Origin of the sequence: Clostridium beijerinckii (assembly GCF_008705175.1) — a bacterium.
GTDB lineage: Bacteria > Bacillota > Clostridia > Clostridiales > Clostridiaceae > Clostridium > Clostridium beijerinckii.
Genome location: NZ_CP043998.1, coordinates 4,948,099 through 4,970,556, shown reverse-complemented (window position 1 = coordinate 4,970,556; position 22,458 = coordinate 4,948,099). Strand labels below are relative to the sequence as shown.

General features: G+C 30.6%; 20 protein-coding genes. 17 read left to right on the top strand and 3 right to left on the bottom strand.

The features are described 5' to 3' along the window. The first annotated feature begins 49 nt into the window (after nt 1-49). Nucleotides 50-1,072 (top strand): spore photoproduct lyase, encoded by a 1,023-nt coding sequence (gene splB / locus F3K33_RS22305; RefSeq protein ID WP_012060518.1) that lies wholly within the window; start codon nt 50-52, stop codon nt 1,070-1,072. Between the two features lie 273 nt (nt 1,073-1,345). On the opposite strand, the gene F3K33_RS22300 is transcribed toward splB, so the two are convergent. After that, nucleotides 1,346-1,666 carry a YddF family protein gene (locus F3K33_RS22300; RefSeq protein ID WP_017212555.1) on the bottom strand — a complete coding sequence of 107 codons (321 nt, stop codon included), beginning with the start codon at nt 1,664-1,666 and terminating at the stop codon, nt 1,346-1,348. Between the two features lie 206 nt (nt 1,667-1,872). Here F3K33_RS22300 and F3K33_RS22295 point away from each other — a divergent pair, with 206 nt between their 5' ends. Continuing rightward, a complete protein-coding gene (locus F3K33_RS22295; protein WP_039770147.1) occupies nt 1,873-2,700 on the top strand; it encodes a methyl-accepting chemotaxis protein in 828 nt (275 codons plus the stop codon). 83 nt (nt 2,701-2,783) lie between these two features. Here the strand turns inward: F3K33_RS22295 and melA are convergent, their stop codons facing one another. Then, nucleotides 2,784-4,106 carry an alpha-glucosidase/alpha-galactosidase gene (gene melA / locus F3K33_RS22290; protein ID WP_039770149.1) on the bottom strand — a complete coding sequence of 441 codons (1,323 nt, stop codon included), beginning with the start codon at nt 4,104-4,106 and terminating at the stop codon, nt 2,784-2,786. Between the two features lie 524 nt (nt 4,107-4,630). On the opposite strand from melA, the gene F3K33_RS22285 reads away from it, so the two are divergent. The 3 genes from F3K33_RS22285 (at nt 4,631) to cysK (ending at nt 7,519) form a co-directional block, all read left to right on the top strand. Then, nucleotides 4,631-5,470, top strand: a complete 840-nt coding sequence (locus tag F3K33_RS22285; protein ID WP_039770151.1) for an AraC family transcriptional regulator — start codon at nt 4,631-4,633, stop codon at nt 5,468-5,470. A 149-nt stretch (nt 5,471-5,619) separates the two neighbouring features. Next, nucleotides 5,620-6,141: a nitroreductase family protein gene (locus tag F3K33_RS22280; protein WP_023973557.1), complete on the top strand. Its 522-nt coding sequence runs from the start codon at nt 5,620-5,622 to the stop codon at nt 6,139-6,141. A 442-nt stretch (nt 6,142-6,583) separates the two neighbouring features. Continuing rightward, nucleotides 6,584-7,519 (top strand): cysteine synthase A, encoded by a 936-nt coding sequence (gene cysK, locus F3K33_RS22275; protein ID WP_039770153.1) that lies wholly within the window; start codon nt 6,584-6,586, stop codon nt 7,517-7,519. 439 nt (nt 7,520-7,958) lie between these two features. On the opposite strand, the gene F3K33_RS22270 is transcribed toward cysK, so the two are convergent. Beyond that, the gene (locus tag F3K33_RS22270; protein ID WP_077856652.1) at nt 7,959-8,369 is read right to left on the bottom strand and encodes a hemerythrin domain-containing protein; all 411 of its coding nucleotides are present in this window, start codon (nt 8,367-8,369) and stop codon (nt 7,959-7,961) included. 370 nt (nt 8,370-8,739) lie between these two features. Between F3K33_RS22270 and F3K33_RS22265 the strand changes: the two genes are divergently transcribed. The 12 genes from F3K33_RS22265 to F3K33_RS22210 all read left to right on the top strand — a co-directional run bounded on the left by F3K33_RS22265 (nt 8,740) and on the right by F3K33_RS22210 (nt 22,396). Next, nucleotides 8,740-9,870 carry an iron-containing alcohol dehydrogenase gene (locus F3K33_RS22265; RefSeq protein WP_023973555.1) on the top strand — a complete coding sequence of 377 codons (1,131 nt, stop codon included), beginning with the start codon at nt 8,740-8,742 and terminating at the stop codon, nt 9,868-9,870. 107 nt (nt 9,871-9,977) lie between these two features. Further along, nucleotides 9,978-11,423 carry an APC family permease gene (locus F3K33_RS22260; protein WP_023973554.1) on the top strand — a complete coding sequence of 482 codons (1,446 nt, stop codon included), beginning with the start codon at nt 9,978-9,980 and terminating at the stop codon, nt 11,421-11,423. After that, entirely contained in the window at nt 11,377-12,195 is an 819-nt protein-coding gene (locus F3K33_RS22255; protein ID WP_023973553.1) for a carbon-nitrogen hydrolase family protein, read from the top strand. The genes F3K33_RS22260 and F3K33_RS22255 overlap by 47 nt, the downstream gene beginning before the upstream one ends. A 281-nt stretch (nt 12,196-12,476) precedes the next feature. Beyond that, nucleotides 12,477-13,202 (top strand): amino acid ABC transporter ATP-binding protein, encoded by a 726-nt coding sequence (locus F3K33_RS22250; RefSeq protein WP_017212547.1) that lies wholly within the window; start codon nt 12,477-12,479, stop codon nt 13,200-13,202. An 81-nt stretch (nt 13,203-13,283) separates the two neighbouring features. Further along, nucleotides 13,284-14,168: a substrate-binding periplasmic protein gene (locus F3K33_RS22245; RefSeq protein WP_023973552.1), complete on the top strand. Its 885-nt coding sequence runs from the start codon at nt 13,284-13,286 to the stop codon at nt 14,166-14,168. A gap of 58 nt (nt 14,169-14,226) precedes the next feature. Then, complete coding sequence (locus F3K33_RS22240; RefSeq protein ID WP_023973551.1) at nt 14,227-14,934, top strand: amino acid ABC transporter permease; 708 nt, start codon at nt 14,227-14,229, stop codon at nt 14,932-14,934. Nucleotides 14,935-15,250: 316 nt separating this feature from the next. Next, nucleotides 15,251-16,468, top strand: coding sequence for a PucR family transcriptional regulator (locus F3K33_RS22235; RefSeq protein WP_023973550.1), 1,218 nt, complete (start codon nt 15,251-15,253; stop codon nt 16,466-16,468). A gap of 293 nt (nt 16,469-16,761) precedes the next feature. After that, nucleotides 16,762-18,102: a 4-aminobutyrate--2-oxoglutarate transaminase gene (gene gabT, locus F3K33_RS22230; RefSeq protein WP_012060504.1), complete on the top strand. Its 1,341-nt coding sequence runs from the start codon at nt 16,762-16,764 to the stop codon at nt 18,100-18,102. Between the two features lie 219 nt (nt 18,103-18,321). Further along, nucleotides 18,322-19,257 carry a M14 family metallopeptidase gene (locus F3K33_RS22225; protein ID WP_023973549.1) on the top strand — a complete coding sequence of 312 codons (936 nt, stop codon included), beginning with the start codon at nt 18,322-18,324 and terminating at the stop codon, nt 19,255-19,257. Continuing rightward, a complete protein-coding gene (locus F3K33_RS22220) occupies nt 19,254-20,189 on the top strand; it encodes a M14 family metallopeptidase (protein ID WP_012060502.1) in 936 nt (311 codons plus the stop codon). The genes F3K33_RS22225 and F3K33_RS22220 overlap by 4 nt, the downstream gene beginning before the upstream one ends. Nucleotides 20,190-20,452: 263 nt before the next feature. Further along, on the top strand, nt 20,453-21,856 hold the full coding sequence (locus tag F3K33_RS22215) for a cation:dicarboxylate symporter family transporter (RefSeq protein WP_039770157.1): 1,404 nt from the start codon (nt 20,453-20,455) through the stop codon (nt 21,854-21,856). A gap of 159 nt (nt 21,857-22,015) precedes the next feature. Further along, on the top strand, nt 22,016-22,396 hold the full coding sequence (locus F3K33_RS22210; RefSeq protein ID WP_017212540.1) for a GntR family transcriptional regulator: 381 nt from the start codon (nt 22,016-22,018) through the stop codon (nt 22,394-22,396). The last annotated feature ends 62 nt before the right edge of the window (nt 22,397-22,458 follow it).

Sequence of the window (22,458 nt, the reverse complement as noted above, 5' to 3'; positions counted from 1 at the left end):
AGAGAGGAGAAAAAGAACCAGCGTATATATGCTGGTTTTTTGAAAAAATATGTTTATACCTAAAAGAGTTATATTTGAAAAAGATTCATTAGATTATGAGGCAGCTAAAAATATTTTAAACAAGTTTAAAGATAAAAAGGATGTTGAAATTATCAATATTACTTCAAATAAATTGAAACAGCATATTCCTGGAGAAGATTTTTATGCTCAGTATAGGGAAGGAAAGAAGACTTTAGTGGTTGGAACAAAGAAGAGTCTGAAATTTCAATCTTGTAAGCCTTCGGCTCATTATCAATTACCACTAATATCAGGGTGTATGGGGCAATGTGAATATTGTTATTTAAACACAAAACTCGGTGACAAGCCTTTTGTAAAGGTACATGTAAATATTGATGAGATTTTAAGTCAGGCTCAGAAGTATATAGATGAAAGGTTGCCCGAAATAACCATATTTGAAGGTGCAGCTACATCAGATCCAATTCCCGTGGAACCTTATACTCATTCACTTGAAAAGGCTATAGTATTTTTTGGTAAGCATGAAAATGCTAGATTCAGGTTTGTAACAAAGTATAATGATATAGATTCACTATTGGATTTAGAACATAATGGTCATACTGAAATGAGATTTAGCATTAATACATCATCAGTTATTAATAAGTATGAGCATGCAACAGCTTCACGTGACTTAAGGATAGAAGCTAGTATAAAGGCGGCTAAAGCAGGATATCCAATTGGTTTTTTAGTTGCACCTGTGTTCATTTATCCAAATTGGAAAGAAGAATATCATGATTTATTGCTAAGCTTAAGTAAAAATCTGCCAAGGGATTTAAAAACTCCAGTGACCTTTGAAATAATATCTCATCGTTATACATCAACAGCAAAAAATATAATACTTCAGGTTTTTCCAGAAAGTGAATTACCAATGAGTGATGAAGAGCGTAAATTCAAATATGGTCAATTTGGATATGGAAAGTATGTTTATCCAAAAGAAAATATAGATGAAATGAAACAATTCTTTATAAAAGAAATAGAGGACTTATTTGAAAATAAAGAAATTAAGTATGTTATATAGATAAATAACAGGGCGTAGATTTAAGTTTATATACTGAAATGCAGTGTGGGTTTTATATTTAATAGATGTAATATTCCATAGGACTACTGGAATATAATTGAAAACACTAAAAAGCAGGTATCATCCAATTCATCATACTTAATTTTATTTTAACAAGCTAAATTGGAAAGAACTGCTTTTTAGAATCTTTTGCGATACCATTTATCTTTTCAGAGTAAGAGTATCTGTACGTTCAATAAGTTCAAATACAATTCTAAGTTAAAAATTTTATATTCATTCTAATCTCTCCATTAATTTAAATGAGTAGCCTATTTTTTCTATTTCATCTCTTGATAAGACTGATCCCTCTGGAGGTCTCACATTTAATTTAAAAACTATAGCTTTTTGCCCAACTTCTTGTTTAAAATTCACACGATTCATTTTGATATCCATATTAAGTGTATCAGAGATAGCCTCTGCTGTTGATTCGTGTCCTATTGCAGATATGAATCCGTCCTTATATAAAAGCTTTTTTGCAGATTCCACATCTATATCACTTATCTTATAAACACCATTTGTTGTAGCAACAGTTCCATTAAATATCGCAACCTTCATGTTCATCACCTCTAATAATATATTACTACATAAATCCTATATTTATCAGTCATTTAATTTATATTGCAAAATCAATTAGCTTATTTGATCAAGTTATGCATTTAATATTTAACTTTAACAAGAAATCAAATATAATTATAATAGCATTTAATATTTTAATCGAAAATATAGTAATAGCTTATAAGTAGTAAGGGTGGAGTTAAAAAATGTTAAAAGGTAATTTTGGAAATGATGAATTGAATAGTATTTATAATTCTATTAAATATATAGAGACTTTCTTTGATAATGACATAGAAATTATGTTAACGGATAGAGAAAAAGTATTATATTACAAAGGAAGTAAGGAAATAGATTTTAAAATAAAAGAAGGAGATGTTGCTGGAGATTTCGTGAAAAATGCTATGAATAAAGGAAAACCAGTGATTGAAATGATTCCAAAAGAGTTCTTAGGGGTGGCTTTTAAATCATATATGGTTCCAATTAAAGATGATACTGGTATTATAGGTTCAATTGCAATAGGAAAGAGCTTAACTAAGAAAAATTCAGTAATGGATATTACAGAAAGTTTAATTCAATCGGTTTCTCAAATATCAACTGGAATAAATGATATTTCAGCTAGTTTTCAGGAATTAGCAAGTATGAATTCAGAAATACTGGTTAAAACAAATGTTGCCAATGAAATGGCAGCTAATACTGATGAGATAGTTGGATTTATAAAAGGTATATCGTCTCAAACAAATCTTCTGGGATTAAATGCAGCTATTGAGGCGGCAAGAGCAGGAGAACATGGGAAAGGGTTTAATGTTGTTGCAAAGGAAATTAGAAAATTATCTAATGAGTCTCATAAATCTATAGGATCAATAGAAACAGTTATAAAAGATATATCAGATGCAATAAAAAAGATAAATGAAAAAGTATCAGATGTTGATACTGTATCAGATAAACAATTAACAGCATTAGAAAAAATAACAGAATCAATTGAAAATCTAAATTCTACTGCAAGTTTATTAGGGAAATTGTCAGAAGAATTATAATAAATTCCATTAGGAAATATTATAGTGGCAGCTCTTATCATGAGAGGTGCCACAAACTATATAAAGGAAGTGAACAATTTGATTTAGTTAAAGTCCTTCATATAATCTCCGTGAGCTTGGATCATTTCATCACACATTTTTATAATGTCATCAATAGATAATTCAGCAGCTGTATGTGGATCCATCATGGCAGCTTGATAGATTTTACGTCTATCTTTTGTAACTGCTGCTTCAATTGTCAATAGCTGAGCATTTATATTATTCATATTCATAGCAGCAAGTTGAGTTGGAAGTTTTCCTACATGAGTTGGATGAATTCCCATAGCGTCGACCATACAAGGAACTTCTACGCAGGCATCAGTTGGCAAATTATCAATGAGCCCAGTATTTAGTACATTACCACCAATTTTATAAGGGGTATTAGTCACAATTGCTTCCATAATATAAGATGCATATTCTTTTGAGCGTTTATGTGTAACTTTACCATCACGTAATATTTCATTTTTCTCTTTTTGCCAACCCTCAATTTGTTCAATACATCTTCTTGGATATTCATCTAGGGGTATATTAAATTTATCAATTAGCTCTGGATATTTTGATTTAATGAAAAAAGGATTATATTCTGCATTATGTTCGCTTGACTCAGTGCAGTAGTATCCAAGGTGTTTGATGTATTCATAACGAACCATGTCTTTATGTTTTTCTTCACCAGAATTTTTTAGCTCAGCTCTTTTTCTAATCTCAGGATATAAATCATTGCCTGCTTTATCATATATTTCTAATAACCAACCCATATGATTAATACCAGCAATTAGCTCTTTTCTACCTTCTAGTTTATCTTCCATGCCTAAATCTTTTAACAAATGTTCTGAACATACTTGTACACTATGACAGAGTCCGATTGTTTTTACTTTAGTGAAACGTTGCATAAAACCTGTAAGCATAGCCATTGGATTAGTATAGTTTAAGAAATATGCATCAGGGCATACTTCTTCCATATCTTTTGCGAAATCAGCCATTACAGGAATTGTTCTTAGAGCTCTCATAATTCCACCGATTCCCATTGTATCTGCAATAGTTTGTTTTAAACCATATTTCTTAGGAATTTCGAAATCTGTGATTGTGCAAGGATCATATCCTCCAACCTGAATAGCATTAACCACAAAAGTTGCATCTTTAAGTGCTAGCTTTCTATTTTCAACGCCTAGAAAACATTTTATATTAGCCTTGCCATTATTTATATTTTTGTTGATTGCATTTAGGATTATTTCACTTTCCTTTAATCTTTCCTCATCAATATCATAAAGTGCAATTTCACTATCTTGTAGTGATTCTGTGCACATACAATCACCTAAGACATTTCTTGCAAATACAGTACTTCCAGCTCCCATAAATGTAATTTTCATATAATCATCCTCCTTGAGTAATTTTGATATAACTATAAATAAATTATATAATTGTAAATGTATGCTTTCTATGTTTTATGTTTCTAAAAATTGTGGTTATGTTGAATGTTTGTATACTTTTATTAATAAAAATTAAAAGTGGATTTATTATTTTGGTAATTTATTATATAAATTTAGTTTTAAAGCTGGATAGATATATTCATAAAGTATAGATAACCCAACTTTAAGTTAGATTTATACTATGAAATATGTCCCAACTAGAAATAAGAATTATGCTTTTGTGAAATGTTTCATTAGGAATTTGATGGCTTTGATTCTTAGATTAAAAGTTGTTCCAAGTATGCTAGTTCAAAGCTTGCCTTTGAGGCTAGCATCTTGGTGCAACTTGTGAGCTTAGAATCATCCATCATAATTTCCTTAGAAACTGGAACAACAGCATAATTCTCATTTCGGCGAGATATATGCATAAGTCTAGGTCTTAGTTGGTTTATCTATATGTAAGTACCATAGAGGAGGATTAATTAATGGAAGCAAAGTTAGAATTTACTTCAAAATATAAATCAATCAGTACTTTAACAATATACTATGGAGGTCATGAGGTCTGTGCGCCATCCCATTCTTTTGGGCCTGCCATTCGCCATCACTATCTTTTGCATTATATTTTAAATGGAAAAGGGAAATATTATGTAAATAACAAATGCTATGAATTACAAGGTGGAGAGGCTTTCTTAATTTGTCCGGGTGAATCTACCTATTATAAAGCAGATAAAGAAGAGCCTTGGGAGTACTGTTGGGTAAGTTTTGATGGGAATGATGCTAGCACTATTCTAAAAAATTGTGGATTATCGAAAAATAATTTAATTTTCAAGGATAACAGTAATGGGGTTTTCAAAGAAAGACTACTTTTACTAATACATAATTATGAAGAAGATAGTCACAATGAGTATGCTCTCATTGGTCAGTTGTATATGTGTTTTTCGAGCATGTATGATCAGGTAAATATAAAAGAAAAAAACACTTGTGAGTCATATGCTGATAAGGCCCGCGATTATATTTATAATAACTTTGGCTATGATATCAAAGTTAGCGACATAGCTAAATATGTTGGAATTGATAGAACATATTTATATAAAATATTTATGGAGGAATATAAAATTTCACCTCAGAAATATCTTATTTCTTTTCGGTTAAATACTGCTGTGAATTTACTTGAAACCACGAAAATGAATATAACAGAAATTTCTTATTCTTGTGGATTTAAGGATACTCCTACTTTTTATAAACATTTTAAGAAACAGTTTAATATTACACCTGTGCAATATAGAAAAAGTAGCATTGATTATATTAAACTACCTAATGAATAGAAAAGCTGATGTTAATTAAAAACTGCTTAGTGCAATTAGTTATAAAATTAATATAGTGGTATAATTTAAATATAAAACTATAATTAATTATCTTTAAATTAAATGGAAAAATAACGTATAAACATTTTTGCGTAAAAGGAGATGTTATCATGAATGAAGTATTACAAAACATATTAACAAGAAGAAGTGTGAGAGCTTTTAAGGAAGAACAATTAAAAGATGAAGAATTAGATTTAATTTTACAGGCAGGTGTAAATGCACCAAGCGGAATGAACAAACAAAGTTGGCAGTTCACAGTTGTTCAAAGCAAAGAAAAGATGGAGAAGCTTGCAAAAGTAGTTAGAGAAGCTTTGAAAAGGGATGCTGGATATAACTTTTATGCGCCTCCAACTTTAATTATGTTGTCTAATGATAGAGATAATACAAATGGACTTGCGGATTGTTCTTGTGCATTAGAAAATATATTCTTAATGGCAAATTCACTAGGAATAGGTTCATGTTGGGTTAATCAATTAAAGAATATTTGTGATGAAAAAGAAGTAAGAGAAGTATTAAATAGCTTTGAAATACCTGAAAATCATATTGTTTGGGGAATGGCAGCTTTAGGGTATCCGGCTAATACACCGAAGGCACACGGAAGAAAAGATGGAGTGATTAAATTCATAAAGTAATATCTATTAAAACAAATATCAGAATCAAGATGTGTTTCAATATAGAGAAAAATAAGCAAAATATCCTGAGTCTAGGAATTTGCTTATTTTTTATTCTGTAGGAAATCTACACATATAAAAAGAGTTTGAAGCACAAGACAGAATTTATCTAAAGTCACCTTAAACTTTCTTCTTTAAAAATTAGTAATAATTGAATTGTGAATAAATTACTATAAATAGTTAGAAAATAGAATGTAATAATATATCAAAAATAAAAATTTACTATTTTATTTTTTAAAATAATTATTAGTATGTATATTTATCATCAATTGCATATATATGTAATTTAGGCAAAACTTTTTAAAAAATACAAAAAAGTATTGACTATATAAAAACAGAAGAATATACTTATAACATAGTAAACTGATAAGAATTATATGAGAAAGTTTAAGGAGTGGTTGGAATGTCAAAGATATATAAGAATTTAGCAGAATTAGTAGGTAAAACCCCATTATTAGAAGTTGCAAATTATAGTAAGGGAAAAGATTTAAAAGGAACAATATTAGCTAAGTTGGAGTATTTTAATCCAGCAGGAAGCGTTAAAGATAGAATTGCAAAGGCTATGATAGAAGATGCTGAAAACAAAGGTTTATTAAAACCAGGATCAGTAATAATTGAGCCAACTAGTGGTAATACAGGAATCGGTATTGCATCTGTAGGTACTGCAAAAGGGTATAAGGTTATAATTGTTATGCCAGAAACAATGAGTGTAGAAAGACGTAGTCTTATAAAAGCTTATGGAGCTGAGATAGTTCTAACTGAAGGAGCAAAAGGAATGAAAGGAGCTATAGCTAAGGCAAGTGAGTTAGCAAATGAGACTCCAAATTCATTTATACCAGGACAATTTGTAAATCCAGCGAATCCGGAAGTTCATAAAAATACAACTGGTCCTGAAATATGGGAAGACACAGATGGAAAAGTAGATATATTTGTTGCAGGTGTTGGTACAGGTGGAACTGTTACAGGAGTTGGAGAATACTTAAAATCTAAAAATCCAGATATTAAAATTGTTGCAGTAGAACCAGCGGATTCACCAGTTTTATCAGAAGGTAAATCAGGTCCTCACAAAATACAAGGAATTGGTGCTGGATTTGTACCAGACGTTTTAAATACAAAAATATATGATGAAATTATAAAAATAACAACAGAAGAAGCATTTTCTGCTGCTAGGGAATTATCTAAAACAGAAGGTTTACTTGTTGGTATTTCATCAGGAGCTGCTGCATTTGCTGCAACAGAATTAGCAAAACGTCCAGAGAATGCAGGAAAAACAGTGGTGGCATTATTACCAGATACAGGAGAACGTTATTTATCAACTGCATTATTTGAAGATAAATAAGAATATATAGGAAAAGCATTTATAAACTCAATTCGCTTAGTTTTAAGTGAATTGAGTTTATTTTCGGTATATAAGATTACAGATTTGGTATAGATAAACCAACAATAAGCTATATGCATAAGTTCAACACTTATTTGGCTATAGGGTTCCAACTTGAAAATTTGAGATATCACAAACATAGAAATTGGATACATATTTGTGTAGTAGGCATTTGAAAATAAGCTGCTTAGGTTCTTAAGGTGAGGTTGTTCCATTTACTGCCTGTCACACTGAAAGTGGGAACATGCAGTAATGGGTGCAACCTGCCATTTAGAACTTTTCAGCGAAATTTTAATAGTCCTATGGAACAAATATGTATTCAATTTCGTTGGTGATTCACATAAGTTCGATTCTCATTGCGGAACCCTATATGTGATTAGAAGTGAAGTATTATATAAATCTATCTAATTAATTTATATAACTCATTTTCTTCTTTACTAATTCTCTTTTCTATAGCAACTAAGATTTTTTTTGTTTCGCTTGTAAAAACTTCATTGCCTTCAGATATTATTTTACTCTTTGTATTAAATTTATTTTTATAATTTGTAAATGTATCTGAAATTCCACCCATTTCATTAATATATGAATTTGCTAGGTTTTTAAGTTTATTATCATCTCCATTAAGTAGATTAGGGTATAAAAATTTGTCCTCTGAACTTAGATGAATTTTCAACTTTCCAGCAAGTTTGTTTATATGAGTAGTTATATCCAAAAGATCAGATTCGAATTTTTTATTATTAATTGACTCATTTATATAATTTATTTCCTCAAAAATACCTTTATGTTCTCTCATCAAATTATCTATATTCATAATTAACACCTCATTAATATTTGTAATTCATTAACTAAAGTATAGTTTTTATATGATAATAAGTATGTAACAAAAGTTACAATATTTATTTGTTTATGAATATTTATCTTATAGCTGAAAATTTTAGTATTAACACTGAAATAACAAGAAAATTATTAATTGTCCAATGTGCACTAAATTATTGTCTATAAAATTATAGAATATATATTGCCAATATGGTATTATAGTTTTGACAAAGGTGTCTTTATTATTAATAAAGGCATTTTTTTATATTCTTTTATTGAAGATTAAGATTATAAGAAAATGCTAAGTTAGAGAGAAATTATTAGTAGTTTAGAATCAACAATTAAACTACTTAGGGGGAGTTAGAATGAATTTTAATTATAATTTACCAATAAATCTTCTATTTGGAAGAGGGAGAAGTAATGAAATAGGAACTGAGGTTGCTAAGTATGGAAAGAAAGCGCTTATTGTAACTGGGAGAAACAGTACAAAAAAAAGTGGTTTACTTGATAAAACCATAGATTTGTTAAATGAAGCAAAAGTTCAATATGAAATTTTTGATAAAGTAGAACAAAATCCACTTACTACAACTGTATATGAAGGTGTAGATGTTATAAAAGAAACTGGATGTGATGTTGTTTTAGGACTTGGTGGTGGAAGCATTATGGATGCAGCCAAGAGTATAGCCTTTTCAGCTAAAAATCCTGGAGATATATCAGAATATATATTTGGTATTAAACAAGGGAGTGAAGCATTGCCTATAGTTCTAGTTCCGACAACATGTGGGACTGGAAGTGAAGGAAACTGTTTTTCAGTTCTTACAAATCCTGAAACTAAGGATAAGAAATCCCTTAGAACAAATATAATTATTGCAAAAGCATCAATTATTGACCCAGAACTTATGGTGACAATGCCAAAGAGCATACTTGCATCTGTTGGATTTGATGCATTAGCGCATAATATGGAAGCGTATTTATCAAAAATAGGACAGCCATTAACAGATATGAAAGCATTTTATGGAATAAAATTATTATCAGAGAATTTAATTAAAGTCTACAATGATCCAAGTGATTTAGATGCATGGGATAGTGTAACTTTAGCAAGTACACTAGGTGGAATGGTGATAGGAATAGCAGGAGTAACTGCACCTCATGGACTTGAACATCCAGCGAGCGGATTACATGATATTGTTCATGGCAAAGGATTGGCAGCCCTTACACCAATTATTGCTGAAAAATCGTGGGAAAGTAATTTAGAAAAGTACAGTAACATATCTAAACTATTAGGAGGAACTGATGCAAAAGATTGTGCAGATGCTATAAGAAACTTTCTGAAAAAAATTGATTTGAAAGTTACTTTAGGAGAGCTTGGGATTACAGAAAAAGATGTAGAATGGATGGCTGAAAACTGTATGAAGGTTTCAAAACCAAGCATAGCAAATCATCCTAAGGAATTTTCATTAGAAGAAATTAAGGATATATATTACAAGTCATTATAATATAGAAATTTAAAATAATTTATTAGATGCAAAGGCGCACTGAAATAAAAATCAGTGCGCCTTTTGTGTTATCAAGATTAAAAAAATATTTATTAGGAGGAATAATTATGGAAAAATCAGGTTTAAAGAAGGATAATTTAAGTATTATTGAAACAGTGGCTTTATCAGTGGCTATTATAGCACCAACAGCAGCGATGTCATTAAATATATCTCTAATGGCGCAGACATGCTCGTTTTCTGCACCACTTGTATTTCTAATTTCAACTATAGTAGTAGGTCTTGTATCATATTCGATTATAAAATTTAATCATTATATATCTGCATCAGGCTCACTTTATGCTTTTACTAAAACAGCCCTAGGAAATAAAATGGGATTTACATCTGGATGGGCACTATTACTTGCCTATATTGCATTAGCAGGAGGCACTGCAGCAGGGTTTGGTAATTTCTTCTCTGGATTTTTATCTGTATTTGGATTTCATGTAAATTGGATGCCAATCTCAATAATAGCATCTATTGCAATGATTGCATTAGGAATCATTGATGCAAAGATATGTAATAGAATTATTCTAGTAATAGAAGGAATATCAATATTACTTATACTACTACTTTCAGTTGTAATTTTAATTAAAGTTGGTACTACAAATGGTTTGAGCTTGATTCCTTTTAAGAGTAACGGGGTTAGCACATCAGCTTTAGCTTCAACTTCAGTATTTGCATTTCTTTCTTTTATAGGTTTTGAAAGTGCTTCAAGTTTAGGTGAAGAAACAAAGAATCCTAAAAAATTCATTCCAATAGCAATAATAAGTGCTGTATTTTTATCAGGTTTATTTTATTTAGTTTGTAGTTATGCACAAGTTATAGGTTTTGGTCTTGATGCAAAAGGACTTGAGGCGTTATCTTCTTCAACACTTCCACTTTCAGATTTATCAACAAAATATATGACAGCAGGATTTGGTACAATATTGATGTTGGTTGCTGCATGTTCAAACTTTTCTTGTGCGCTTGGATCTTACTGTGCTGGTTCAAGAATGTTATTTGCATTAGGTAGAGATGGAATAATGCCAAAAGCGATGATGAAAATACATCCTAAACACAATACACCATATTTTGGATTGATATTAATAATAATAATATCAGATATAGTTCAAATTGCATTATTTAAACATGATGGTATAGAAGTGTTTGGTTATTTGGCAACAATAGGATCATTAGCTATACTTGTTTCGTATATATTTACAAGTATAGGAGCTATGGTTTACTTTACAAGAAACAAAGTATGGGGAAAAACTCATTTAATAATACCAATAGCATCAATAGCAGCCTTGTTATATGTATTATATTCTAATGTTTACCCTATACCAGAGTTTCCTAATAACCTGTTTCCATATATAGTATTGGCATGGATTGTAATAGGTTTTGCTATTAGTAATATATTTGGAAAAAGTAAGATTAAAAGAGATGAAAAGAGAGAGGGTTACGTATTAGAAGTAAGGGGATGGAAAGATGAAAATAAAAGTTACTTGCGTTCAAATGGAGCCAAAACTAAATAATGTAAAGTATAATTTAGAAAAGATGGTTACATTCATAAACGAGATTATGGAGAAAGATAGTGAAACTGACTTAATAGTATTTCCTGAGTTAATAACATCTGGATATGAATGTGGTAATAAATTTAAAGAACTAGCTGAAGTAGTGGAAAGTAGTAATAGTATAAAAGTCATAAGTGAACTTGCAAAAAAATTTAATACTAATATAGTTTATGGATTTCCAGAAAAAGATGGTAATCTAACAGATGTTCTCTACAATTCATCTGTGTGTATAGATAGTAGCGGGAGAGTGGCAGGAGTATATAGAAAAGTACATCTATTTGATACAGAAAAAAGATATTTTAAAGCAGGCTGTGAGTTCCCAATTTTTAATACCTCTTTTGGAAAAATTGGAGTAATGATTTGCTGGGATACTGCATTTCCTGAAGTTGCAAGGACGTATTGCTTGAAAGGGGCTGAGCTTCTTGTGGTTAATACTAATTGGGAAAAGCCATATTCTGATGATTGGGATCTAGTAACAAGAGCACGAGCATTTGATAATTGCATATATTTAGTAGCAGCTAATAGAATTGGACAAGATAAAGAATTGGGCTTTTTTGGCCATAGTAAAATAGTAGATCCTGTTGGAAGACCATTAAAAGAGTTAAATGATGAGATAGAGGGAATAGTATCTGGGGAAATAGATTTAGAATTGCCTAGAAAGCTTAGATCAGAATACTACACTTTATTTCAAGATAGAAGACCTGAACTATACAAAGAGATAATAAAAGAGTAATCATAAGTTAAAATATTTAACAAGGAAGTTAGATATTGCATACAAATTGTAGTTGGATTGATAGATTCAGGCATTATTTAATAAACTTAGTGTTGAATCAAATAGTGTGCATACTGCACAAAAAAATTGTTATTTATGGTTATAGAAATAGGGTAACTACCATGATAATATTATCCTAACGCAAAACAATGTAATAATTTAATATTAAATGCGAAGGCGCACTGTAAGAAAAAAACGGTGCGCCTTTTTCTTATTACTTTAGATGAAGTGGAGTTGAGAATATGTATAAGGTTAATGAATTATCAAAGAAATATGGAGAGTTAGAGGTTTTAAAAAATATAAGTGTAGATATAAAAGAAGGGGAAGTAGTTTGCATAATAGGACCATCAGGATCTGGTAAAAGCACATTTTTAAGGTGTTTAAATTTATTTGAAGTTCCAACAGGTGGGGAAATGTTCTATGATGGTAAAAATATACTGGGTAAGAATGTCGATAGCCGTTCTCTTAGGGAAGAAGTAGGAATGGTATTTCAAAAATATAATTTATTTCCGCTACACACAGTGATAGAAAATGTTATTTTGGCACCTGTGCTTACAAAAAAGAAAAATAGAAAAGAGGCTGAGGAAATAGCTCTAGAACTTCTTAAAAAGGTTGGTTTAAAAGACAAAGCAGATGTATATCCTAGGACTCTATCTGGTGGGCAACAGCAAAGAGTTGCAATAGCAAGAGCGCTAGCAATGGAACCAAGGATGCTCTTATTTGATGAACCTACATCAGCGTTAGATCCAGAATTGGTTGGTGATGTGTTAGATGTTATGAAGCAATTAGCTAAGGATGGTATGACTATGGTAGTTGTTACTCATGAAATGGGATTTGCTAGAGATGTATCTGATAGAGTAATTTTTATGGACAAGGGTTATATAGTTGAAGAGGGGAAACCAAAAGAGATTTTTGCAAATCCAAAAAATCCAAGAACAAAGGAGTTTTTATCTAGAGTTTTAAACTAAATTCACATGTTAAATTTGAAATTACTATAGATAATAAAAAGATTCAACATTAAAAATAATTACGAAAAGGGGAAATTAATTATGAAAAAACTAGGGAGAAAATTATTAGTTGTAACAATGGTTATAATGAGTTGTATTGGATTTATGACAGGATGTGGCTCGGGAAGTTCTAGTACTACATCAACATCAGCAGGTAATGATAAATCAAAGGATACATTAGCAGCTGCAAAAGAAAAAGGGGTATTAACAGTTGCTTCATCAAATGATGCACCATTTGCATTTATGGATGCTAAAACAAATGAATTTACTGGAATTGATGCAGAAATCATAACAGAAGTTGCAAAAAGATTGGGAATTAATAAAGTTGAAATGAAGCAAATACCGTTTGAAAACCTGTTGGTTGAGTTAAATAATAATACAGTAGATATGGTAACAGATGGAATGTATGTTAAAGACGAGCGTAAGAAATTAGCATTATTTACAAACATATGGTATAAGGAAGGCGAAGCAATAGTAATTCCTAAAGATTCAAAAATTGCAAGTAAAGACGATTTAAAGAATGCAACATTGGGAGGGCAAAAAGGTACAGCGTTTCTTGAAACAGCTCAAAAGTGGCAACAAGATGGATCAGTGAAAGATGTTAAAGTATTTGGAAGTCAATCTGAATTAATGTTAGCAGTAAATACTGGTAAGGTAGATGCATGTATAACTGACGGAATGGTTGCCGGATACACACTATCACAAGATAGCAGTCTTAATTTAAAGATATTATCTCCATATAAAGCTGAAACATCTGGAATGATAGCAGCAGCAGTTAGAAAAAATGATAAAGCTTTAGCAGATGCAGTTAACGAACAGATTGATGAAATGAAGAAAGATGGAACAATATTAAAACTTCTTAAGAAGTATGGAATGAATGAAGATTATTTTGTATCAGTAGAAGATGGTAAAGCTTCTGACAAGTAACAATATAAACTAAAAAAGAATCCAGACGGATTCTTTTTTAGAAGGGGAGGAAATGAATATGGATATTTTATCTAATCTAGATTTTAGTACAGCTTTCAAGTTCTTGGTGCCTTCATTAAAGGCAGGTCTTTGGGTTGTAGTACAAGCGACAGTGTTTGGATTTTTTTTAGCAATAATCTTAGGATTATTTATTGCAATTGGACGTATTAGTAAAATAAAAATTTTAAGAGGATTTTTATTAGTATTTTTAGAATTTATAAGGGGAACTCCTTTATTAGTTCAATTAGTATATATGTATTATGTAGTACCACTTTTAGTATCTATTATTGTACAAGTCTGGAATCCAGGGTATCAATTTAAAATAAGTTCACTGGTTGCGGGAACAATAGGCCTTGGAATTAACTATGGATGCTACATATCAGAGGTTATTCGTTCATCAATATTATCAATAGATGGAGGACAAACAGAAGCAGCATTAGCATTAGGACTTACAAATAATCAAACTATGTTTAGAATAATAATACCGCAGGCACTTCGCAATGTAATACCTGTCTTTGGAAATTACCTTGTAATGATGTTAAAAGATACATCACTTCTTGCATATGTCTCGGTTAGTGAACTATTATTACGTACGCAAAGTTATGCATCTCAGTCATTTTTAACTATCGAATCATATACGATTTTAGCAGGATTTTATTTAATATTAAGTTTGCCACTTGCACAACTAGTAAAACTGGTAGAAAAAAAGATGTTGAAATTTAACTAGTGAGGTATATGGTGAACAATTATTTAGGTGTCACCTGGTAAATTATTTTCTATTATAAACATTTATGTAAAAACTGTAACTAAGAATCAAGGTATTTACCCATATTAAAAGAGCATATGAAAAATTGTTAGTAGAAGGTTGAGCAAATTCTAATTATATCAATAAATATTGAGAGTAATAAGAATTTGATCAACCTTCTTTTTAATATGAAAAAATTATTATAATATTATATCTTTTTTTATGAGGAGATATTATTATAAAAATATAATAAATAAAGATGACATTTTAAATAATTAGAGGGGCAAGGGTGAAGTTTATGTCAATTTCGGTAAAAGATATACTTAAATTAGATTCCTTAAGAAAAATTAATCTTGTTGGTGGAGAAGGTGGCTTAGAAAAAAGCATAGAGTGGATATATGTGGCGGAATGTTTTGAGAATCCATTGGAGGGAATTAAATGGCTGCAAGGTGGAGAAATCATATTTATAACCGGCGTTGGAATTAGAGAAAATGAGGGGCTATTACTAGATTTTATTAAAGGAATTAGTGAGAAAAATGGTTCGGGCTTAGTAGTAAATATAGGTCCATACATAAGGAATGTATCTGAAGAGGCGATTAAACTCGCTAATGAACTTGAAATTCCATTGTTCACATTGCCTTGGGAAGTTAAATTGGTTGAAGTCTCAAGGGAAATTAGCAATGCTATTATTTTATCTCGTATTGAAGAGAATTCTCTATCACATTTTTTAAGTAATATTCTATTTGGAGATGGTGAATTAGAAGGAGATGCAATACAAAAGGCCGCATATTTTGGATATAATCTATCAGGCGGATGTTGCATATGTGTTATAGATATTGATGGTTTCGAGAGATACTTAAAGTTAAAGAATTTAGGTGATGAGAAAAGTATATCTAAGATTAAAATAAACTTTAGAAAAGTGGTTCAAGATATACTTGATAAACATGCACTAAAGGTACCAATAATAGATAAGGATGATGCTGTAATCTTTTTTATTAGGTCAGAAGAAAATTGCATGAATAGATTAGACAAGGCGTTAAAAGAGATACAGTTAGCTACAAAGAATCGCATGGATGGAATGTCTGTAAGTGTAGGAATAGGAAACTCGTACAAGGATTTAAAAATGATGAAACAATCATTAAATGAAGCGGAGCTAGCGATAAATAGTGCTAAATGCCAAGGTTTAGATGGCACAATTACAAGATACAAAGATATAGGGATTTACAGCATACTTTTCAGCGTTGAGAATAGGAGTATATTAGAAAATTATTTCTCAGAAGTTCTAGGTCCAATTAGTAGTTCTGATAGTAAAGATAACAATTTAGTTGAAATATTGGAGATGTATCTAAATGAGAATTGTAATATCACAGTTACAGCAGAAAAGCTATTTCTTCATAGAAACACCCTTAAATATAAAATTAAAAAAATAGAAGAACTATTAAATTGTGATTTACGGAATTTTAATGATTGTATTAAAGTAAAGATTGCACTAGACATTGGTAAAATTCTTAAATAGGAAGATAAATAATATAGTCAATGTGCACTAATACATTAATTTTGATCATGTATTAATCTAAGTTTTAATATGTTTATGTGTATTTGATGTTGGGACTTTAGTCAAAATAGACAAAAACATTATAATGCTTGGACATAGAAAAGAAAAATAGAAAGTATTATTATATAAACAAGTTAAGAAATTTAAATAAATTTTATAGGCAATGGAGTCTTTCGTGTAAATAAACATGATGGCTCCTTTTTTATGGAATTAGAAATATATTAAGAAAATAAACGTTAATGGAGGGTTTTATAATGATAGAAGAATCAAATGTAAAATTAGTAACATCAATACCAGGTCCTAAATCAATAGAGATATTAGAGGAAAGAAAAAAATATGTTGCCGATGGAGTTTCAGTATCAACTGGTATTGCTATAGCTGAAGCAAAAGGAGCATTAATTAAAGATGTAGATGGAAATGTATTTTTAGATTTTGCAGCAGGAATTGGTGTTCAAAATGTTGGACATTGTGACCCTGAGATTGTTGAAGAGATAAAGAAACAAACAGAATTATTTATTCACCCAAGCTATAATGTAGTAACATATGAATCTTACGGTGCTTTGGCAAAAAAATTAACTGAAATAACAGTTGGAGATTACGAAAAGAAAGTAATGTTTGCTAATAGTGGAGCAGAGGCAGTAGAAAATGCTATAAAAATAGCAAGGACTTATACTAAGAAAACAGGAGTACTTTCAGCTACTGGGTCTTTCCATGGTCGTACAAATATGACTATGTCAATAACAAGTAAATATAAACCATACAAAAATGGTTTTGGACCATTTGCACCAGAAACATATAAATTTGATTTCCCTTATTCGTATAGAGCACCACTTGGAGTTTCAGAAGAAGAATATGCAGATGAATGTATTAATAGACTAAAAACTATGCTTAAAACAACACTTTCTCCAGACATGATTGCATGTTTAATAATTGAGCCATTACAAGGTGAAGGTGGATTTGTAGTTCCATCTGCAAAATACATGAGAGAATTGCAAAAAGTTTGTAATGAGAACAATATAGTATTTATAGTTGATGAGATACAAGCAGGATTTGCAAGAACAGGAAAAATGTTTGCACATGAACATTATGGTATAGAACCAGATATTATCACTATGTCAAAATCAATAGCAGCTGGAGTGCCGCTAAGCGCAGTTGTGGCTAAAAAGGAAATAATGGATTCAGCATGTGTTGGTGGAATTGGCGGAACGTATTCTGGAAGTCCTCTTGGATGCGTAGCAGCGCTTAAAGTTATTGAGAAGATTGAAAAAGAAAATCTATGTGAAAAATCATTAAAACTTGGCGGATATATTATGGAAAGACTAAATGAGATGAAGGAAAAGTATACAGTTATAGGTGATGTAAGAGGCTTAGGTGCAATGGTAGGATTAGAATTTGTAAAAGATAGAAGCACAAAAGAGCCAGCAGCAGATTTAGTTAAATCTATAATTAAAAAATGTTATGAAAATGGTGTTATATTCTTAAATGCAGGTATACTTGGAAATGTAATTCGTTTCCTACCACCACTAGTTATGACAGATGAACAAGTTAAATATGGAATTGATGTATTGGAAGAATCAATAAAAGAGTGTATATAAATAATATTCAAATATTTTGGAAAGTAATTTTATATATGGCATGTAAAAAAGTTTGACAATAAAATATCCAAGTAGTAATATTAGATTAAAGCAAAGAAGCTCACACAGTGGGATTCTTTGCTTATTTTTTGTATAAAAGAAAATTTTTTTACAATAATAATATTAATTTAGATTGTTTTTACAGAATAGGTTTTTGAGTGTGAGCATATGGAGGGGAACATGGTAGAAACGGTAGTATCTTTAGGATTAGCGGTTGATGAGAAGTTAGTAATCAAAAAAAATAGACTTACGTCAGTAAATATTAATGAAAAGGCTAAAAGAATATGTATTATAACAGGTCTTCATGGAGATGAACTTGAAGGTCAATATGTATGTTATAAATTAATAAGAAAAATTAAAGAAAATATTAAATACTTAAATGGAATTGTTGATATATACCCATCTTTAAATCCGCTTGGAATAGATTCAGTACATAGGGGAATGCCAACATTTGATTTAGATATGAATAGAATATTTCCAGGATCTGAAAGCGGAGCAATGGCAGAACATGTTGCAGCTAAAATTATTGAAGATATAGAAGGGGCTGATATATGCATAGACCTGCATGCAAGCAATATATTTTTGAGAGAAGTGCCTCAAGTTAGAGTGAGTGAGCATATAAAGGATAAATTAGTACCTTATGCAAAGCTGTTGAATATGGATTTTATATGGGTTCATCCAGAGTCTACTGTTCTGGAATCAACACTTACATATAGCTTAAATAATAAAAATATACCAACATTGCTTGTAGAGATGGGGGTTGGAATGAGAATTACACAAGAATATGGGGATCAATTAGTGGAAGGTATATTTAATTTAATGAAAAAATTGGGCATATGGAATGGGACAGTAAATCCTGTAAGAGACCCCATAATATCAACTGAAAAAGAAGTGAATTTTATAAATGCTAATTCATCAGGAATATTTATGCCTTGTGTAAAACATTTGGATGAAATAAAAAGAGAAGAAAAAATTGGAGAGATTTTTAATTCCTTAACTGGAGAGATAGAAGAAGAGGTTATTTCATCTTGTGATGGAGTAGTATTTACATTGAGAGAATACCCAGTTGTTTATGAAGGATCACTTATTGCGAGGGTACTTGGAGGTGTAAAATGATAAAAGAAATAATATATACATTAAAGTCACCTCATAGAGATGATATGAGAATAACAGGATATAAATTTGGAAAAGGTGGAAAGTCAGCATGCATAGTAGGTGCAATAAGGGGAAATGAGATACAGCAATTATATACGTGTTCTCAATTGATTAAAACTTTAACTAAGTTAGAGCAAAGGGGAGCAATCTCAAGACATAGCGAAATCCTTGTGATTCCTTGTGTAAATCCTCATTCAATGAATATAGGAAAAAGATTTTGGACAATGGACAACACTGATATAAATAGAATGTTCCCAGGAGAAGTGAATGGGGAAACAACTCAGAGAATTGCAAGTGGTGTTTTTGAACAAGTTAAGGATTATACGTATGGAATACAGTTTGCTAGTTTTTATATGCCAGGAGATTTTATTCCGCATATAAGGATGATGGAAACAGGATATCAGAGTCCAAGTCTTGCAAATTTATTTGGACTTCAGTATGTATTAATTCGTAAGCCGAAACCTTATGATACCATGACATTAAACTATAATTGGCAGATGTGGAATGCAAGTGCCTTCTCTTTATATACAAATGCAACAGATCAAATTGATGAAGTTTCTGCCAAACATGCAGTAGTGGCTGTATTAAGATTTTTAACTAGAATGGGAGTTATAAAGTATACTAGTCACAGTGGATACATAGCTAGTGTTTTGCAGGAAGATGATTTGCTTTCGGTAAAGACTACTACAGGTGGAATATATAGAAGGTTAAAAAATCCAGGAGATGGAGTGGAAAGAGGAGATGTTCTTGCAGAAATAATTCATCCATATGAAGGTGAAATTATTGAAAAAATTACATCTCCTACTGATGGAATAATCTTTTTTGCTCATAAATCACCAATGGTCATGGAAAATGTGGTTGCATATAAAATAATAAGAAGACTTCATGAGTAAAATTTACATAACTATTATGAATATTAGCTTTTGATAATCGAAAGTTATATTCATGGTGGTTATTTTTTTGTCATAAATTTTAAATGATATTTTGATTAATGTAATAATAAGTATTCCATAATTATTATAAAGTATTAAGAAGTATATGTTTTCAGGAAGAATATATTTAAAAATAGTATTAACTTTTATTGACATATGATCATATAATTGATACTATAAATATACTAATTATATAGGAATTGTAGGAATTATAGGAGGTAACAATGGATAATACATTTTTTTCGAAATTTATAATGATAACAAGCTATAAACCAATAATATTTATAGCAATTTTAATAGGTCTATTCTATGGACTTTATAAGTTAGAAAAGGCTGGATTAAACTTTTCAAAACGTATGATTATTTCAACTGTGGGAGGATTATTACTTGGAGTTATAATACAATTTATAGCAGGATTTCCAAGCAATACAGGAGATGTTGTTTGGATAGGTGAGGTTACAAAATGGTATGGGCTAGTAGGAAATGGATTCATGGACCTATTAAAAATGTTAGTAGTACCATTAGTTTTTCTTTCAATGTTAAAAGTTATAATAAACATGGATGAAAAACAAAGTTTAGGAAAACTTACTTCTAGATCAATATTTGTTTTATTAGGAACTACAGCTATTGCTTCAATAGTTGCTATAATAATCGGGAATTTATTTAGACTTGGCGTTGGAGTTGAAGCAATCCAAAGTAAAGCTGAATTAAAAGAAATAACATCTTTTGTAGATACTATGAGAGGACTTTTACCAGCAAATCCAATAAAAGCAATGGCAGATGCAAACATAGTGGCTGTTGTTATATTTGCAGCATTTCTTGGAATAGCTATAAGAAAACTAAATAAGACTAACAAAGATATTATAAAACCAGCAATAGATGTTATAGAGGCATTCTATAACATAATGACTACTGTAGCTAGAACAGTTATCAGATTTATGCCATATGCTGTATTACCACTACTTTCAAATACAGTTGCATCAAATGGAATATCAGCAATAATAAATGTGGTTAATTTCATAGTTGCTTTATATGTAAGTGTTATTATTGTATTTGTAATTCATCTTGTAATAATTTCACTTAATGGCTTAAATCCTATTCAATATTTAAGAAATGTAATTGAGCCGTTAGTTTTGGCTTTTACATCTAGATCAAGTCTTGGAACTTTACCAGTTACTATTGAGACTTTGAATAAAAAAGTCGGAGTTGAAAAAGGAATTGCAAGCTTTGCAGGAAGCCTTGGAGCTAATATGGGAATGAATGGCTGTGCTGCTATATATCCAGCATTAATGGCTGTTACAATTGCAAATATGTCTGGAACTCCAATGGATTTTAGCTTCTACGCTATGCTGGTAATTACTATAATTATAAGTTCCTTTGGAATAGCTGGATTACCAGGAACAGCAATAATGTCAGTATCAGTAGTAATATCAGGAATGGGAATGGGAAGTTTCTTCCCTCTTGCAGGAGGAATACTTGCAATAGATCCGATATTAGATATGGCGAGAACAGCGCTTAATGTTGATGGATCAATGGTTACAGCAGTAACAGTTGCTAAGAGCTTTAATGAATTGGATAAAGATGTATTTAATAATGTTCAAGATAAAGTTATAGCAGAAGGAAATTAAAAAAATAGAATTAAGATATTAAAGACCATTAGGTGAGAATATAAATCACCTAATGGTCTTTTTGAATTGAGAGTGTACTAAAAAAATTATTGACAAAACTGTTCATACTGTATATATTGTATATATACAGTATGAACACAAAGGAGGCGAAGTAGTAATTTGAAAATATTACTTTCTAATAAATCTGATTTGCCTATTTATGAGCAAATTAAAGCTCAAATAAAAGAACAAATCCTGTCAGGCGAAATTTTAGAAAATGAGTTTTTGCCATCAATAAGACAGCTGGCGAAGGACTTAGGGATAAGTGTTATTACCACAACCAGAGCTTATTCTGACCTTGAAAGTGAAGGGTTTATAGCAACTCTTAGAGGAAAGGGAAGTTATGTACTTCCTAAGGATAGCGAAATGGTAAGGGAACAATATTTAAAGAAAATAGAAGAAGCCCTCATGGTTGCTATTGAAAATGGGAAACTAGCAAATATATCTAATGATGAATTGGTGGTTATGCTAAAAACATTGGCAGATGAGCAAATTACATAAAGTGAAACTTTTCAGATGGAGTTTTATACTCAAGCTGAATTTAATTGAACTTATCCAGTAGC

What these genes read in the sequence shown, in the direction of transcription:
- F3K33_RS22245 (WP_023973552.1), top strand. Translation starts at nt 13,284, where the DNA reads ATGAAAAAACTAGGGAGAAAATTATTAGTTGTAACAATGGTTATAATG.
- F3K33_RS22225 (WP_023973549.1), top strand. Translation starts at nt 18,322, where the DNA reads ATGGTAGAAACGGTAGTATCTTTAGGATTAGCGGTTGATGAGAAGTTA.
- F3K33_RS22255 (WP_023973553.1), top strand. Translation starts at nt 11,377, where the DNA reads ATGAAAATAAAAGTTACTTGCGTTCAAATGGAGCCAAAACTAAATAAT.
- F3K33_RS22250 (WP_017212547.1), top strand. Translation starts at nt 12,477, where the DNA reads ATGTATAAGGTTAATGAATTATCAAAGAAATATGGAGAGTTAGAGGTT.
- F3K33_RS22265 (WP_023973555.1), top strand. Translation starts at nt 8,740, where the DNA reads ATGAATTTTAATTATAATTTACCAATAAATCTTCTATTTGGAAGAGGG.
- F3K33_RS22235 (WP_023973550.1), top strand. Translation starts at nt 15,251, where the DNA reads ATGTCAATTTCGGTAAAAGATATACTTAAATTAGATTCCTTAAGAAAA.
- F3K33_RS22240 (WP_023973551.1), top strand. Translation starts at nt 14,227, where the DNA reads ATGGATATTTTATCTAATCTAGATTTTAGTACAGCTTTCAAGTTCTTG.
- F3K33_RS22260 (WP_023973554.1), top strand. Translation starts at nt 9,978, where the DNA reads ATGGAAAAATCAGGTTTAAAGAAGGATAATTTAAGTATTATTGAAACA.
- F3K33_RS22300 (WP_017212555.1), bottom strand. Translation starts at nt 1,666, where the DNA reads ATGAAGGTTGCGATATTTAATGGAACTGTTGCTACAACAAATGGTGTT.
- F3K33_RS22215 (WP_039770157.1), top strand. Translation starts at nt 20,453, where the DNA reads ATGGATAATACATTTTTTTCGAAATTTATAATGATAACAAGCTATAAA.
- F3K33_RS22280 (WP_023973557.1), top strand. Translation starts at nt 5,620, where the DNA reads ATGAATGAAGTATTACAAAACATATTAACAAGAAGAAGTGTGAGAGCT.
- F3K33_RS22270 (WP_077856652.1), bottom strand. Translation starts at nt 8,369, where the DNA reads ATGAATATAGATAATTTGATGAGAGAACATAAAGGTATTTTTGAGGAA.
- cysK (WP_039770153.1), top strand. Translation starts at nt 6,584, where the DNA reads ATGTCAAAGATATATAAGAATTTAGCAGAATTAGTAGGTAAAACCCCA.
- F3K33_RS22295 (WP_039770147.1), top strand. Translation starts at nt 1,873, where the DNA reads ATGTTAAAAGGTAATTTTGGAAATGATGAATTGAATAGTATTTATAAT.
- splB (WP_012060518.1), top strand. Translation starts at nt 50, where the DNA reads ATGTTTATACCTAAAAGAGTTATATTTGAAAAAGATTCATTAGATTAT.
- F3K33_RS22220 (WP_012060502.1), top strand. Translation starts at nt 19,254, where the DNA reads ATGATAAAAGAAATAATATATACATTAAAGTCACCTCATAGAGATGAT.
- F3K33_RS22285 (WP_039770151.1), top strand. Translation starts at nt 4,631, where the DNA reads ATGGAAGCAAAGTTAGAATTTACTTCAAAATATAAATCAATCAGTACT.
- melA (WP_039770149.1), bottom strand. Translation starts at nt 4,106, where the DNA reads ATGAAAATTACATTTATGGGAGCTGGAAGTACTGTATTTGCAAGAAAT.
- gabT (WP_012060504.1), top strand. Translation starts at nt 16,762, where the DNA reads ATGATAGAAGAATCAAATGTAAAATTAGTAACATCAATACCAGGTCCT.